The 14,054-nt window shown below is 71.1% G+C and carries 15 protein-coding genes and 1 tRNA gene; 10 read left to right on the forward strand and 6 right to left on the reverse strand.

Annotated features, from left to right (window positions below):
- Positions 1 to 975: 975 nt before the first annotated feature.
- Complete coding sequence (locus ACIBF7_RS40470; RefSeq protein ID WP_397199495.1) at positions 976 to 2,049, forward strand: D-alanyl-D-alanine carboxypeptidase family protein; 1,074 nt, start codon at positions 976 to 978, stop codon at positions 2,047 to 2,049.
- On the opposite strand, the gene ACIBF7_RS40475 is transcribed toward ACIBF7_RS40470, so the two are convergent.
- Complete coding sequence (locus ACIBF7_RS40475) at positions 2,046 to 2,522, reverse strand: MarR family winged helix-turn-helix transcriptional regulator (protein WP_397199496.1); 477 nt, start codon at positions 2,520 to 2,522, stop codon at positions 2,046 to 2,048. The genes ACIBF7_RS40470 and ACIBF7_RS40475 overlap by 4 nt on opposite strands.
- A gap of 85 nt (positions 2,523 to 2,607) precedes the next feature.
- On the opposite strand from ACIBF7_RS40475, the gene ACIBF7_RS40480 reads away from it, so the two are divergent.
- A complete protein-coding gene (locus tag ACIBF7_RS40480) occupies positions 2,608 to 3,486 on the forward strand; it encodes an alpha/beta fold hydrolase (RefSeq protein ID WP_397199497.1) in 879 nt (292 codons plus the stop codon).
- Here the strand turns inward: ACIBF7_RS40480 and ACIBF7_RS40485 are convergent.
- A complete protein-coding gene (locus tag ACIBF7_RS40485) occupies positions 3,473 to 4,039 on the reverse strand; it encodes an RcpC/CpaB family pilus assembly protein (RefSeq protein WP_271275769.1) in 567 nt (188 codons plus the stop codon). The genes ACIBF7_RS40480 and ACIBF7_RS40485 overlap by 14 nt on opposite strands.
- Positions 4,036 to 4,842, reverse strand: a complete 807-nt coding sequence (locus ACIBF7_RS40490) for an S-methyl-5'-thioadenosine phosphorylase (protein ID WP_397199498.1) — start codon at positions 4,840 to 4,842, stop codon at positions 4,036 to 4,038. The genes ACIBF7_RS40485 and ACIBF7_RS40490 overlap by 4 nt, the downstream gene beginning before the upstream one ends.
- A 143-nt stretch (positions 4,843 to 4,985) precedes the next feature.
- Between ACIBF7_RS40490 and ACIBF7_RS40495 the strand changes: the two genes are divergently transcribed.
- Positions 4,986 to 6,953 (forward strand): MDR family MFS transporter, encoded by a 1,968-nt coding sequence (locus ACIBF7_RS40495; protein ID WP_271275768.1) that lies wholly within the window; start codon positions 4,986 to 4,988, stop codon positions 6,951 to 6,953.
- Here the strand turns inward: ACIBF7_RS40495 and ACIBF7_RS40500 are convergent.
- The 3 genes from ACIBF7_RS40500 to ACIBF7_RS40510 all read right to left on the reverse strand — a co-directional run bounded on the left by ACIBF7_RS40500 (position 6,950) and on the right by ACIBF7_RS40510 (position 9,418).
- Positions 6,950 to 7,249, reverse strand: coding sequence for an FmdB family zinc ribbon protein (locus ACIBF7_RS40500; protein WP_219551114.1), 300 nt, complete (start codon positions 7,247 to 7,249; stop codon positions 6,950 to 6,952). The genes ACIBF7_RS40495 and ACIBF7_RS40500 overlap by 4 nt on opposite strands.
- Before the next feature lie 69 nt (positions 7,250 to 7,318).
- Positions 7,319 to 8,824 (reverse strand): potassium/proton antiporter, encoded by a 1,506-nt coding sequence (locus tag ACIBF7_RS40505; RefSeq protein WP_397199499.1) that lies wholly within the window; start codon positions 8,822 to 8,824, stop codon positions 7,319 to 7,321.
- 24 nt (positions 8,825 to 8,848) lie between these two features.
- Positions 8,849 to 9,418 (reverse strand): 5-formyltetrahydrofolate cyclo-ligase, encoded by a 570-nt coding sequence (locus ACIBF7_RS40510; protein ID WP_148029027.1) that lies wholly within the window; start codon positions 9,416 to 9,418, stop codon positions 8,849 to 8,851.
- Positions 9,419 to 9,442: 24 nt separating this feature from the next.
- On the opposite strand from ACIBF7_RS40510, the gene galU reads away from it, so the two are divergent.
- The 7 genes from galU to ACIBF7_RS40545 all read left to right on the forward strand — a co-directional run bounded on the left by galU (position 9,443) and on the right by ACIBF7_RS40545 (position 13,955).
- Positions 9,443 to 10,345 carry a UTP--glucose-1-phosphate uridylyltransferase GalU gene (gene galU / locus ACIBF7_RS40515; RefSeq protein ID WP_148029028.1) on the forward strand — a complete coding sequence of 301 codons (903 nt, stop codon included), beginning with the start codon at positions 9,443 to 9,445 and terminating at the stop codon, positions 10,343 to 10,345.
- Positions 10,332 to 11,519, forward strand: coding sequence for a gephyrin-like molybdotransferase Glp (gene glp / locus ACIBF7_RS40520; RefSeq protein WP_271275766.1), 1,188 nt, complete (start codon positions 10,332 to 10,334; stop codon positions 11,517 to 11,519). Before galU ends, glp begins: the two co-directional genes overlap by 14 nt.
- A complete protein-coding gene (gene moaC, locus ACIBF7_RS40525) occupies positions 11,516 to 11,986 on the forward strand; it encodes a cyclic pyranopterin monophosphate synthase MoaC (protein ID WP_148029030.1) in 471 nt (156 codons plus the stop codon). Before glp ends, moaC begins: the two co-directional genes overlap by 4 nt.
- Positions 11,983 to 12,459, forward strand: a complete 477-nt coding sequence (locus tag ACIBF7_RS40530; protein ID WP_364233241.1) for a MogA/MoaB family molybdenum cofactor biosynthesis protein — start codon at positions 11,983 to 11,985, stop codon at positions 12,457 to 12,459. The genes moaC and ACIBF7_RS40530 overlap by 4 nt, the downstream gene beginning before the upstream one ends.
- Before the next feature lie 51 nt (positions 12,460 to 12,510).
- Entirely contained in the window at positions 12,511 to 13,143 is a 633-nt protein-coding gene (locus tag ACIBF7_RS40535; protein ID WP_364233721.1) for a GNAT family protein, read from the forward strand.
- A gap of 124 nt (positions 13,144 to 13,267) precedes the next feature.
- Complete coding sequence (locus tag ACIBF7_RS40540; RefSeq protein ID WP_397199500.1) at positions 13,268 to 13,831, forward strand: hypothetical protein; 564 nt, start codon at positions 13,268 to 13,270, stop codon at positions 13,829 to 13,831.
- Positions 13,832 to 13,881: 50 nt separating this feature from the next.
- A tRNA-Ala gene (locus tag ACIBF7_RS40545) sits at positions 13,882 to 13,955 on the forward strand.
- Positions 13,956 to 14,054 lie beyond the last annotated feature (99 nt).

Genomic DNA, 14,054 nt, shown 5'->3' on the forward strand with positions numbered 1-14,054 from the left:
CGCTGCTGGCGCCGGCGATCTTCGCTGCTGGGTTGGCGGCCGGGGAAGCGGGGCGGGACGAGCGGGTGGGTGGTCGGCGGGGTGTGGTGGCAGGGGAGAGGCCGGTCGTGTTCGGGCCGGTGGTCGCGCCTGCGCCGGCTCATCCGGTACGGGCGTTCGGGGCGCCGGTGCCTGCTCAGGTGGCACCTGCTCCGGTCGTTGAGGAGGCGCCGGTGGTGAGAGCTGTGGTGGCGCCCAAGGTTCGGTCGCGGACTCGGGAGCCGGAGGACGTGGTGAGGGAGACGTCACGGGGCAAGCCGTCGCCGACTGCGGAGGCGTGTCCGGAGGAGTGGGAGGACACGTGGCTGTGGGAGTTCTGCCGGGAGCATGAGCGGAGGGTGGCGGCCGGGTCGCGGCGCCGTGACTGACTCCCGGTGTGGGGGTGGCTGGGGCTCGGAGCCGCGTCCTGAGCCCCAGCAGCCTCCCTGCCCCAGAAGTCCCGCTGTGCCAGAAGCCGAGGTACGTCAGAAGCCCAGGTGCCCGATGCCAAGCCTCCCGGAAGCTCAGGTGCCCGAAGCCGAGCCTCCCGGAAGCCGGGCTTCCCGGAGCCGAGCCTCCCGGAAGTCGGGGTGCAGGAGGCCGGGGGTGCAGGAGGCCCAAGGCGCCGAAGGCCAAGCGTGCCGAAAGCCGAGGGCGCCGAATGCCAAGAGCCTGCCGGAAGCCCGGCCGTCCAAAAGTCCAGCCCGTCCAGAGCCCAGCCGCCCTGAATCCCGCTCGCCATAGAACCGCAAGCCTGTCCGCCGCGTACTGACAGACAAGGGCAGCGGTCGTCTTGAAGGGGCAAAAGCGTCGTTCATGTCATAACGGCTCTCCGGAGTTCGGTCCGGACACTCAGAGGGCTGTAGTAACGTGCGTGCCGGACCCGCGTCACGAGTTTGCAAAGCGGAGGAGTCGAACGTGCCAGCCCCTCGGTCAGCAGGTCTGATCGCGGTTGTCATGACGATGACCTCCCTGGCGGGCGTGCCCGTGGCCGGGGCGGCCCAGGCCGCCGGGCAGGCCGCGGATGCCGGTCAGCAGGCCGTACGAGAGACCGCGGAGAACGAGAACCCGAAGGACCTCACCGCGCTGCGCAAGGAAGCGCAGCGTTCCGCCCAGGAGCTGGAGGACGCCACCAAGGCTCTGGAGAAGCGCCGCACGGACTTCGCCGCCGCCGAGAAGGAGCTCAAGGAGAAGCTGAAGGCCCTTGAGGTGGCGGAGCGGCAGCTCGCGCAGGTGCGGCGGCCGGTGTCGCAACTGGCCGAGCTGCTCTACCAGCAGCCCGTCGGCGCCGACGGGGTGGCGTCGTTCCTGGCCGGTGACTCCAACAGCGATACCTTGCGGGCGCTGGCGAACGTCAACCACATGGTCACGGTGCGGCAGCACGCGGTGGAGGAGACGAGCACGCTCACCCTGCACACGCAGCGGCTGGCCGGCGACGCGCAGGAGTTGCGGGCGGGCAACCTGCTCGCCGAGGCGCAGATGGCGGCGGAGATCGACCTGCTCAGGAAGAAGTCCGACAAGGTCGTCAAGTCGCTGACCCAGCAGCTGGTGAAGCTCGGCATCAAGATCGACAAGGTGGAGAAGGCGGCGCTCGGGTGCAACCCGCTGCGGGCGGCCACGGCCAACGACTACCCCAACGGGCTGATCCCGACGAGCATGCTCTGCCCGTTGCAGCAGAAGGGGCACAGCCTGCGGGCGGACGCGGCGATCGCGTTCGTCAGCCTGAACGAGGCCTACCGCAAGCAGTTCGGCAGGCCGATGTGCGTAACGGACGCCTACCGGAGCCTGGCGGAGCAGCAGTCGGTCTACTACCGGCGGCCGGGGTTCGCGGCCGTGCCGGGGAAGAGCAACCACGGGCTGGGGCTGGCCGTGGACCTGTGTGGCGGGGTGGAGAGGTTCCGGTCGGCGGAGTTCAACTGGCTGGAGAAGTACGGCAAGAAGTACGGGTGGATCCACCCCGACTGGGCCTACCGCAGCCCGTTCGAGCCGTGGCACTGGGAGTACGATCCCGAGGCCGACTCGGTGCTTTAGGGCTCTTCACGCATGCTCGTCGCCGACGCGCCGATGGTCTGCTCGATGCCGATCAGGGCTTCCAGTTGTTGTGCGGACAGCGACGCGGTGAAGTGGCGGTGGATCGAGGCGAGATGGGCCGGGGCGGCCTCGGCGTAGACCTGCCGGCCTGACTCGGTGAGCGCGACGTCGTCGCCGCGGCCGTCGAGCTCGCAGGCTTGGCGGGCGATCAGCCCTCGCCGTTCCATCCGGCCGAGTTGGCGGGACAGCCGGCTGTGGGCCCAGTTCATCCGGGCGGTGAGGCCGTTCACCCGGATGCAGTGCTCGCCGTCGGACATCGCCGCCACCGCGTCCAGCACCTCGTAGTCGGCCATCGACAGGCCGGTGTCCCGCTCCAGGTCGCGCGCGATCTCCGCGTCCACGAGCAGGTGCAGCCTGCGGTAGGCCGCCCAGGCCTGGCGCGCGGTCTCTTCTTGCGGTCGCGGTCTCGTCATGGGGATCAGTGTAAGGAATTTTCGTGACATGTAACGAGACTTCCTCTATCGTCTTCGTTACATGTAACCAAAGAGCGGAGGCGTGATGTCGTTCGAGCAGCGCATGATCGAGGTCAACGGGGTCGAGCTGAGCACGGAGTCCTTCGGCCGGCCGGAGCATCCCGCGATCCTGCTGGTCCATGGCGCGGGTCACTCACTGCTGGCATGGGAAGAGGACTTCGTCCGGCGACTGGTGGCCGGGGGCCGATACGTCATCCGCTACGACAGCCGGGACGCCGGCCTGTCGACGAACTATCCGGCGGGAGCGCCGGCGTACGAGCTGCGTGACCTGGTCGCCGATGCCGCCTGCCTGATCGAGGCCCTCGGCTTGACCAGCGCCCACGTCGTCGGCATGTCGCAGGGCGCGGCGATCGGTCAGCTTCTGGCGCTCGATCACCCCGGCCGGGTCGCCTCGCTCACCCTCGCCTCCGCCACGCCCGGCGGGCCCGGGCACGAGCATCCGGACCTGCCGCGGATGTCGGCGGACCTCCAGGCCCTGTTCGCGGAGGAAGACCCCGGGCCCGACTGGTCCGACCGGGCAGGCGTCATCGATTACCTGGTGGAGGCCGAGCGGCCGTTCGCCGCCGCCTCAAGGCCGTTCGACGAGGCGGGCATGCGGGCCATGGCCGCCCGGGTGGCCGGACGCACCACGAACATCGCCGCCCAGCTGACCAACCCTTTCATGATCGATGCCGGGGAGCCGTGGCGGGGCCGGCTCGGGCAGATCACCGCGCCGACGTTGGTGCTGCACGGCACCGAGGACCCGATGTTCCCCATCGAGCACGGACGCGCCCTGGCCGAGGAGATCCCCGGCGCACGTTTCATGGCGATGGAGCAAACCGGTCACGAGGTCTTCCCTCGCGCCCAGTGGGACACGGTCGTCGACGCCATTCTCGATCACACGAGGGCCTTCAGGCCGGTTTGATGGCGATGGACAGGTGGCCCGACGCCTGGGCGCCTGCCAGGGACTCCGCCTGGGTGAGAGTGGTGGCCAGGACGACGAGGGCGCCGTGGTCGTCGTCGGCCGACGGGATGGTCAGCACGGTCACGTCGTCGGCGACCAGGGAGGCGGTCTGGGTGTCGCCGGCGGCGAGGACGCCGATGCGGGAGCCGGGGGAGATCAGGCGCACGGCGTCGGGGTCGGAGATGCGTACGGGGGTGGCGACCATGCCGGGCGGCAGGCGTAAGCGGTCGAGGAGGCGGGCGTCGGTGAGCGGCTCGCCGCGGCGCATGGGGGCGGCCAGGACGCGGCCGGTGGCGCCCGTGCGGAGGGCGCCGTCGGGCGGGGCGGGCATGGGCACGGCGCGCAGGTCGCCGGGACGGAGCACGCCGGGTGACAGGTCGCGGGCGGCGACCAGCACGGCCGGGCCCGCGGGCGGGCGCAGCGCGAGGTGGCCGCACAGGACGCCGAGGGCGGCCAGGACCGCGGCGACGAGGCGGCGGCGCCGCTCGCACCGCCGCAGCCAGGCGCGGATCACGGCAGCTCGAAGGGAAGCTTGATGCCGTCGAGGGCGGAGCCGCAGGAGCACGTGCGTTCCTCCGGCAGGGCCTGGACCGTGTCGGAGACGAGGGTGCGCATGCGGGCGACGTTGCGGGCGAAGAACGCCAGCACCTCTTCGTGGGTGACGCCCTCGCCGGCCTCCACGCCGGCGTCGTGGTCGGTCACCAGCGACAGCGAGGTGTAGCAGAGGGCCAGCTCGCGGGCGAGCGCGGCCTCGGGGAAGCCGGTCATGCCGACGATGGTCCAGCCGTTGCGCTGGAACCACTGCGACTCGGCCCTGGTCGAGAAGCGCGGGCCCTCGATGACCACGAGCGTGCCGCCGTCGGCGGTCTGCCACTCGCCGGCGCGGGCGGCGGCGACGGCGACCTCGCGGCCCGACGGGCAGTAGGGGTCGGCGAAGGAGACGTGGACCGCGCCGCCGGCGTCGTAGTAGGTCTGGGCGCGGCCGGAGGTGCGGTCGACGAGCTGGTCGGGGACCACGATCGCGCCGGGGCCGAGCTCGGGCTTCAGCGAGCCGACCGCGCTGGGGGCGAGGACCTGGCGGACGCCGAGGGAGCGCAGGGCCCACAGGTTGGCGCGGTAGGGGATGCGGTGGGGCGGGAACCGGTGGTCCCGGCCGTGGCGGGGGATGAAGGCCACCGGACGCGAGCCGATGCGGCCCACCGTGACGACGTCGCTGGGCGGGCCGTAGGGGGTGGCGACCTCCACCTCCTCCGCCTCGTCGAGCAGGGAGTAGAAGCCGGAGCCGCCGATGACGCCGATGTCTGCGCGAATGACCATGGCGCTGAGAGTAGCGGGCGGGGGAATGGGGTCGAAGAGGCCGAATCTCGTTCTGTGGATATCGCGGGCGGGCGGGGTGAGGGCTGTGGACAAGGCGCGACCACCCAACGTGGCCGATACGATACGCGGCGTATTATCGGCGCATGCGGCAACGGGGCCTCGGGCTGATCATCATCGCGCTGATGCTCGGCATGCTGCTGGCCGCGCTCGACCAGACCATCGTGTCCACGGCGCTGCCCACGATCGTCGGCGACCTGGGCGGGCTCGATCACCTGTCGTGGGTGGTGACGGCCTACATCCTCGCCTCGACGGTGTCCACGCCGCTGTGGGGCAAGCTCGGCGACCAGTACGGGCGCAAGCGGCTGTTCATCGCCGCCATCGTGATCTTCCTGACCGGCTCGGCGCTGTGCGGGCTCAGCCGTAACATGGGCGAGCTGATCGGCTTCCGCGGCCTCCAGGGACTCGGCGGCGGCGGGCTGATGGTGCTGGCCCAGGCCATCGTGGGCGACGTGGTCTCGGCCCGCGACCGGGGGAAGTACCAGGGGTTCTTCGGCGCCGTGTTCGCCGTGTCGAGCGTCGTCGGGCCGCTGGTCGGCGGCCTGTTCGTCGACCATCTGTCGTGGCACTGGGTGTTCTACGTCAACCTGCCGCTCGGCGCCGTCGCGCTGCTCGTGATCACCGCCGCGCTGCCCGGCGACCGCCAGCGCGCCCGCCACACCATCGACTACGCGGGCGTGGTCCTGCTGGGCGGCGCGACGTCCTGCCTGGTGCTGATCGCCACCTGGGGCGGCACCGTCTACCCGTGGGCCGACCCGGTGATCGTCGGGCTGGCGGTGGCGGCGGTCGTGATGCTGGCCGGCTGGGTGGCGGCCGAGCGCCGGGCGCGTGAGCCGGTGCTGCCGCTCGCCCTGTTCAGGAACCAGGCATTCGCGGCGTCGTCGGTCGTGGGATTCGTGGTCGGGTTCGGGATGTTCGGCGCGCTCACGTACCTGCCTCTCTACCTGCAGGTGGTCCACGGGGTGAGCGCCACGTTGTCGGGGGTCTACCTGCTGCCGATGATGGCGGGCATGCTCACGCTGTCGGTCGTGAGCGGGTTCGTCATCTCGAAGACCGGTAAATACCGCTTCCTGCCGATCGCGGGCACGGGCATCGCGACCGTGGGGATGTTCCTGCTGTCGACGCTGACCGAGTCGAGCGGCATGCCGGCCCTGGCGGTCTACCTGCTGATCCTCGGCGTGGGCATCGGCATGACCATGCAGGTGCTGGTGATCGTGGTGCAGAACGCGGTCTCGTTCAAGGACCTCGGGGTGGCCACGTCGGGGGCGACGTTCTTCCGGTCGATCGGCGGGTCGTTCGGGGTCGCGGCGCTCGGGGCGGTCTTCACCGGGCGGCTCGCGCAGGACGTGCGCGAGGTGCTGGCCGGGTCGTCGCTGCCGCCGGGGTTCGACCCGGCCGAGGTGCAGAAGGATCCCACGGTGGTCCGGCGGCTGCCGCCCGGCCTCGCGGCCGAGTTCCTCCACGCGTACGCCGACTCGATCGCCATGGTGTTCCGGGTGGCGGCGCCGGTCATGCTGGTGGCGTTCCTGCTGTCGTGGTTCATCCCGCAGCAGCGGCTCAGGGAGACGACGAAGGCGGCCGACCTGGGCGAATGCCTGGGCGCGACGTCCGCCGAGCGTTCGTCGCTGGAGGAGGTGGAGCGGGGCCTGGTCCGGCTCGCCGACGCCGAGCTGCGCACGGGCTACTACACCCGGATGGGCGATCTGGCCGGGCTGGCGGGCATGAGGCCGGAAGGGGTGTGGATCATCGCCCGGCTGGGCGGCAAGGGCTGGGTGTCGGCCGCCGCCCTGGCGGAACGGGCGCGGGTCAGCAGGGAGCAGGGCAGACCGTACGCCGACCAGCTCGTCGACGACGGGTTTCTGGAGCGTTCGGCGGACGGCGAGATGCTGCGGCTCACCGAGCGCGGCCAGGAAGCCGCGCTGCGGCTGCTGCGTTGCTCACGCGAGGCGCTGAGCAGGTCGGTCGCCGACTGGGGGCCGCATCCGCAGCTGGAGGAGCTGCTCGACCGGGTCGCTCCGGATCTGCTCGGAGCCCTGGTGGACCGCCCTCGCTAGTTGGAGGCGGCGGCGGGGGCGGGGGCCGACTCGGCGGGCTTGCTGTCCGACTTCGACTCGGACTTCGAAGAGGACGAGCTGTCGGACTTCGAGGAAGAGGACGAGGAGGAGCCCGACGACGAGCGGTTGTCGGTCTTGTAGAAGCCCGAGCCCTTGAAGACGATCCCGACCGCCGAGAACACCTTGCGCAGCTGCCCCTCGCACGCGGGGCACACGGTCAACGCGTCGTCACTGAATTTCTGAACGACCTCGAGCTGCTCGGCGCAGTCGTTGCAGGCGTACTGGTAGGTCGGCACGCGTTCCTCCTAGCAGGCTTTGGCACTCATGCCTTGCGACTGCTAATGGTAACCGATGCGGTCAAACGCCTATTCCAATCCCCGCTCCCCGTACCATCCGGCGAGCTTGCCGCGGCGGCTGACGGCGCGTAACCGGTGTTCGACCTGGTCACGGGTGGCGGCGGTGGTGACGAGCAGGAGCTGGTCGTCGGCCCTGATCCGAGTGGTCTCGCCGGGCACGAACGACCTGCCGTCGCGCACGACCAGCGTCACCTGGGCGTCGCGCGGCAGCCGCAGCTCGAAGATCTCCACCCCGTGCAGCCGTGACCCGGGCGGCACCGACACCTGCAGCAGGTCGGCGTTCAGCTCCTCCAGCGGAGCCGCCTCCACCTCCAGCTCGTGCGCCTCGACGGGTGTGGTCACCTTGAGCAGGCGGGCGGCCCACGGCAGCGTGGGCCCCTGGAGCAGGGTGAACACGATGACGATCACGAACACCTCGTTGAAGATGTCCTTGGAGCCCTCGACCCCGGCAGCCCACGGGATCGTGGCCAGCACGATCGGGATCGCGCCGCGCAGCCCCGCCCACGACAGGAAGGCCTGCTCCCGCCACGGCACCCAGCCCTGCCCGATCAGCCGCCCGAGAGACGCGCTGACCAGCACCGCGAGCGGCCGTGCCAGCACCAGCATGACCGTGCCGGCGATGAGCCCCGGCACGATCGCCGACGACATCTCCATCGGGCTGGCCAGCAGGCCCAGCATCACGAACAGCCCGATCTGCGCCAGCCACGCCATGCCCTCCGCGAACCCCCGGGTGGCGGCTCGGTGCGGCAGCTTCGAGTTGCCCAGGACGAGCGCGGTCAAGTAGATCGCGAGGAAGCCGGAGCCGTGCAGCAGCGCCCCTCCCGCGTACGAGAAGAGGGTGAGGCCCAGCACCGCGATCGGGTAGAGGCCCGAGACGGGCAGCGCGATGCGGCGCAGCGCGAACGCGCCCGCCGGGCCGATCGCCAGCCCGACGGCGGCGCCGATGGCCAGCTCGCTGCCGGTCTCGACGAGGAACGAGCCGAGGTCGGGCGACGCGTGGACGGTGCCGCTCAGCAGCACCACGGCGAGCACCGTCGGGGCGTCGTTGAAGCCGGACTCCGCCTCCAGGATGCCCGCCAGCCGGGGCGGCAGGGGCAGCCGGCGCAGGACGGAGAACACCGCGGCGGCGTCCGTCGGCGCCAGCACCGCGCCGATGATCAGCGCGGTGATGGTGTCGACGCCCAGCAGGTAACGGACGGGGATGGCCACGGCCAGGATGCTGACCGCGACGCCGACCGTGGCCAGGATCAGCGCCAGCGGCACCGATCGGCGGACCTGACTCCAGTTCGTGGTCAGGCCGCCCTCGGCCAGGATCACCGCGAGCGCCAGGAAGCCGATGTCCTTGGCCAGGCCGGGATCGGCGAACGGGATGCCGAACCCGGCGTCTCCCAGGGCCAGCCCGAACCCGAGGAACAGCAGCAGACTGGGCAGCCCGCTGCGGTGCGCGACCCGTACCGAGATGACGGCGGCGATGACGATGACGGCACTGACGAGGAGCCAGACATCCAGCGTCATCTGGCCCCCTTTGATCACCTGTGTCTAGGTAAGTTTAATTAGTCCCGAAGGTGTGATCGCAAAGCGGACGGCCCGATCGTGCGGTTCCGCCGGGATGTCGTCCCTGAGCTCGCCCTCGTGCAGCGGCGCGACGGTCGGCACGTTCGGCCCGACCCGGGCCAGCGCCCGGTCGAACGAGCCGCCGCCGCGGCCCAGCCGCACCCCGGTGCGCCGGTCCACGGCCAGCGCGGGCGCGATCACCAGCGCCGCCGTGCGGATCGCGTCGACTCCGCGCCGCGTGTCGACCGGCTCCATCAGGCCGAACCGGCCCGGCGCCAGGGTGTCAGGCCCGTCGTACACCGCCCAGTCGAGGTCGTCGTCCTCGCGCAGGACCGGCAGCATCACGGTCGCGCCGTGCTTCCACAGCGCGAACACCAGCCCGTGCGTCCCGGGCTCGGCGCCGATCGACCAGTAGCAGGCGACCAGCCCGGCCATCTGGACCCAGGGCTGGTCGAGCAGGGTTTCGCGGACTTTGGTGGCGTTCGCGCGGAGCTGATCGGGGGTGAGCGAGGCGCGCGCCGCGAGCAGTTCGCGACGCAGGTGCGGCTTGTCCACAGGTACCTCCACTAGGGTCTAGGCATGGCTGACTTCGACCCTGTGACGAAAGCCGTCGTGCCCGCCGCGGGTCTGGGCACCCGGTTCCTTCCGGCGACCAAGGCGACACCCAAGGAGATGTTGCCCATCGTCGACAAGCCCGCCATCCAGTATGTCGTCGAGGAGGCCGCCTCCGCTGGCCTGCTCGACGTGCTGATGGTCACTGGCAAGAACAAGCGGTCCATAGAGGATCATTTCGACCGCGCGTACGAGCTGGAGGACGTGCTCGAGGCGAAGGGCGACGAGCACCGGTTGTCCCAGGTCCGCGAGCCGGCCTCACTGGCGACCCTGCACTACGTGCGGCAGGGCGAGCCCAAGGGGCTCGGGCACGCGGTCCTCTGCGCCAAGCAGCACGTCGGCGACCACCCGTTCGCCTGCCTGCTCGGCGACGACCTGATCGACCGGCGCGACCCGCTGCTGCAGCGCATGATCGAGGTGCGCGGCGCGTACGGCGGCAGTGTGATCGCGCTGATGGAGGTCCCCAGGGAGCAGGTCTCGCTGTACGGGGTCGCGACCATCGAGGCGACCGGCGAGGACGACGTCGTCAAGGTCGTCGACCTGGTGGAGAAGCCTCCGGTCGAGGAGGCGCCCTCCAACTGGGCGATCATCGGGCGCTACGTGCTCGACCCGGAGGTCTTCGCCGTGCTGGAGGAGACCCCGCCGGGCCGCGGCGGCGAGATCCAGCTCACCGACGCGCTGCGCACCCTCGCCGGCCGCGACGCCGACAAGGGCGGGCCGGTGCACGGCGTGCTGTTCCGCGGCCGCCGCTACGACACCGGCGACAAGCTCGACTACCTGCGCACGGTCGTGAAGTTCGCGGCCGACCGGCCCGACCTCGCCCCCGACTTCCTGCCCTGGCTGCGGGAGTTCCTCGATGAAATCGGTTGACGCGCACCTGGCCGACATCCTCGCCACGGTGCGCCCGCTCGCGCCGCTGGAGCTGGAGCTGGAGCAGGCCCTCGGCGCCACGCTCGCGGAAGAGATCACCTCCCCGGTGCCGCTCCCGCCGTTCGCCAACTCCGCCATGGACGGATATGCCGTACGAGCGAGCGACATCGCGGACGCGCCGGTCACGCTGCCGGTGATCGACGACGTGGCGGCCGGGGCCGGCGAACTGCTCGCCGTCGGCCCCGGCCACGCCGTCCGCATCATGACCGGCGGCCCGATGCCCTCGGGGGCCGACACCGTGGTGCCCGTCGAGCTGACCGACGGCGGTACCGTCCAGGTCCGCATCGAGGAGACCGTGCGGGAGGGCAACGCCATCCGCCTGGCCGGCGAGGACGTGCAGGCCGGCGCGGTCGTGCTCAAGCCCGGCACCGTCATCGGCCCCGCCCAGCTCGGCATCATCGCCGGCGTCGGCCGCCGCCGCGTCCTGGCCCGGCCCAGGCCGCGCGTCGTCGTGCTCGCGACCGGCGCCGAGCTGATCGAGCCGGGGCTGCCGCTCGGCCCCGGCCAGATCTGGGACTCCAACAGCTTCACGCTCACTGCCGCCGCCCGCTCCGCCGGCGCCGACGGCTTCCGCGCCCCCACCGTGGGCGACGACCCGGCTGCGTTCCTGGAGCGTCTCGACGCCCAGCTCGTCCGCGCCGACGCCGTCGTGACCAGCGGCGGGGTGTCCATGGGCGCGTACGAGCCGGTCAAGGAAGCCCTCGGCCCGCTCGGCACCGTACGGTTCGACAAGGTCGCCATGCAGCCCGGCATGCCCCAGGGGTTCGGCACCGTCGGCGACGACCAGGTGCCGATCTTCGCGCTGCCCGGCAACCCCGTCTCGTCGTTCGTGTCGTTCACGCTCTTCGTCCGGCCCGCGCTCGACAAGATGCGCGGCCTCCCGGCGGGGCCGCCCGCCACCGTCACCGTCCGCACCACGGCGCCGCTGCGCTCCCCGGCCGGCAAGAGGTCGTTCCTGCGTGGCATGCTCGGTTCCGACGGCTCCGTCGCCCCCGTGCACGGCCAGGGATCACACCAGCTCGCCGCCCTGGCCTCCGCCAACGCGCTCATCGTGGTGCCGGAGGACGTCACCGAGGTGCCCGCCGGCGAGCAGGTGGAGGTGATCAGGCTGTGAGCGAGCTGACGCACGTCGACGAGACCGGCGCCGCGCGCATGGTGGACGTGTCCGCCAAGGACGTCAGCGCCCGCACCGCGACGGCCACCGGCCGGGTGCTGCTGTCGCCCGAGGTGGTGGCGCTGCTGCGCTCCGGCGACGTGCCCAAGGGCGACGCGCTCGGCGTGGCCCGCATCGCCGGCATCATGGGCGCCAAGCGGACACCCGACCTCATCCCGCTGTGCCACCCCATCGCCATCCACGGCGTCAAGGTGACGCTCGACGTGGCCGACTGGGGGGTGACGATCACCGCCCGGGTCAAGACTGCCGACCGCACCGGCGTGGAGATGGAGGCGCTCACGGCGGTGTCGACGGCGGCGCTGGCGCTGTTCGACATGGTGAAGGCGGCCGACCCCGCAGCGGTGATCACCGACATCCGGGTCGAGGAGAAGACGGGCGGCAAGACCGGCGAGTGGAGGCGGGCGTGATCAGGGCGCTGGTGGTGACGGTGTCGAACCGGGCGTCCGCCGGGATTTATGCCGATAAGTCAGGACCGCTCCTGGTTTCCTTGCTCACCGAGGCCGGCTGCACCGTCGAGGGCCCACTCGTCGTCCCCGACGGCGAACCCGTCGAGGCCGCCCTGCGCCACGGCGTCACCAAGGCGTACGACCTGATCGTGACGACCGGCGGCACCGGCCTCACCCCCACCGACCGGACCCCCGAGATGACCGCCCGCGTGATCACCCGCGAGATCCCCGGCATCGCCGAGACCATCCGCGCCGCCAACCGTGACCAGGTGCCCACCGCGATCCTCTCCCGCGGCCTCGCCGGCCAGGCAGGCCACACCCTCATCGTCAACCTGCCCGGCTCCAGCGGAGGTGTCCGCGACGGCGTCGCCGTGCTCGCCCCCGTGCTCAAGCACGCCGTCGACCAGATCCGCGGCGGCGACCACCCACGCTGACCTCAGATGCGCCACCAGACCCGTGGCGGCATCGCGCCGAATCGGGGGATGATGTCAGATGTGGATCGACTACGCGGCTGGCCTGCGACGCTGACCGAGGGCCCGGTGTCCCTCAGGCCGCTCCGGCTGAGCGACGCACGCGTCTGGCGCGACACCCGGGTACGCAACGCCGACTGGCTGCGCCCCTGGGAGCCGAGCAACCCCGAGACACCGCTCTTCCGCACCGGGCTCGGCCCGTACCTCACCATGGTCGCCACCCTGCGCCGCGAGGCCCGGCAGGGCCTCGCCCTGCCCTGGGTAGTCACCTACCGCGGCCGCTTCGCCGGACAGCTCACCATCGGCGCCATCGTCTGGGGCTCGGCCCGATCCGCCCAGGTCGGCTACTGGATCGACGGCGCGCTCGCCGGCCGCGGCATCACCCCGACCGCCCTCGCCATGGCCGTCGACCACTGCTTCTTCACCACCGGCCTGCACCGGATCGAGGCGAACATCCGCCCCGAGAACCAAGCCAGCCGTAGAGTGGTTGAGAAACTGGGCTTCCGGGAAGAAGGCATTCGGCGTCGCCAACTCCACATCGACGGAGCCTGGCGCGACCACATCTGCTACGCGCTGACCGCGGAGGACGTCCCCGGCGGCCTGCTCGTACAGTGGCGTCGCGCCCGGTCGTCCGTGGAAGAGGTTTGACGATCTCGCGACACACCGCATCGAATGCTCGTCAATCAGTGACACGCGGTCTTACGGTGCGTGACGTGAGCACAATGAGAACGCCCGACGCACCGAGGCGTTCTCGTGCTGCCCGGAGGTGCCTGTGAGCGGTGCTCTCCTCTACCTCGCCATCGTCATCATGTGGCTCTGCGTGCTGGTGCCCATGTGGCTGCGCCGGGACAAATCCAACCTCGCCGAACTGGCCGAGCTCGAAGAGCACTACACCGGCGAACACCAGATCCCCGACCTCACCACCGCGCCTGACGAGGAGCCGGTGGAGACCGAACGCGTCGACCCGCGCCAGTTCCGTTACCGGCGGCGGGCGATCATCGTAGCGCGCCGGCGGCGGTTGCTGTTCTTCACCATCCTGCTGGTGGTGGCCTCGGTGGTCACGGCCTCGGTCCAGATGATCCCCTGGTGGGGCGTCGCCCCGTCCGGCGCCGTCATGCTGCTCTACCTCGTGTTCCTGCGCATCGCCGTCAAGGTCGACCGCGAACGCCGCCAGCGCGCCCTCCAGGCCCGCGACCGCACCCGCCGCATCCGCGCCCGCCGGCGCGCCGAGGAACTCGCGGCCAGGGAGGCCGAGGTCATCGAGTTCACGGGGGCGCAGGGGGACGTTCTCTTCGACCAGTACGCCGAACCGCCTCGGCGAGCGGTGGGTGACTGAATACTGTGGCGCGAGGACCCTCGGTTGTTTGCTAATCTGGTCGAGGTCTTGGGGATGTAGCGCAGTCCGGTAGCGCACTTCGTTCGCATCGAAGGGGTCAGGGGTTCGAATCCCCTCATCTCCACCCAGGGCCGTTCTTGAAACGGCCGGACTGAAGTTGACGGGATCCCGTCTGATCATCGCGATCGGGCGGGATCTCGTCGTTTCAGGGGTTTCCGAATTG

The sequence above is a fragment of the Nonomuraea sp. NPDC050478 genome, assembly GCF_044458265.1.
GTDB classification, from domain to species: domain Bacteria; phylum Actinomycetota; class Actinomycetes; order Streptosporangiales; family Streptosporangiaceae; genus Nonomuraea; species Nonomuraea ferruginea.

What these genes read in the sequence shown, in the direction of transcription:
- ACIBF7_RS40470 (WP_397199495.1), top strand. Translation starts at nt 976, where the DNA reads ATGACGATGACCTCCCTGGCGGGCGTGCCCGTGGCCGGGGCGGCCCAG.
- ACIBF7_RS40475 (WP_397199496.1), bottom strand. Translation starts at nt 2,522, where the DNA reads ATGACGAGACCGCGACCGCAAGAAGAGACCGCGCGCCAGGCCTGGGCG.
- ACIBF7_RS40480 (WP_397199497.1), top strand. Translation starts at nt 2,608, where the DNA reads ATGTCGTTCGAGCAGCGCATGATCGAGGTCAACGGGGTCGAGCTGAGC.
- ACIBF7_RS40490 (WP_397199498.1), bottom strand. Translation starts at nt 4,842, where the DNA reads ATGGTCATTCGCGCAGACATCGGCGTCATCGGCGGCTCCGGCTTCTAC.
- ACIBF7_RS40495 (WP_271275768.1), top strand. Translation starts at nt 4,986, where the DNA reads ATGCGGCAACGGGGCCTCGGGCTGATCATCATCGCGCTGATGCTCGGC.
- ACIBF7_RS40505 (WP_397199499.1), bottom strand. Translation starts at nt 8,824, where the DNA reads ATGACGCTGGATGTCTGGCTCCTCGTCAGTGCCGTCATCGTCATCGCC.
- galU (WP_148029028.1), top strand. Translation starts at nt 9,443, where the DNA reads ATGGCTGACTTCGACCCTGTGACGAAAGCCGTCGTGCCCGCCGCGGGT.
- glp (WP_271275766.1), top strand. Translation starts at nt 10,332, where the DNA reads ATGAAATCGGTTGACGCGCACCTGGCCGACATCCTCGCCACGGTGCGC.
- ACIBF7_RS40535 (WP_364233721.1), top strand. Translation starts at nt 12,511, where the DNA reads ATGTCAGATGTGGATCGACTACGCGGCTGGCCTGCGACGCTGACCGAG.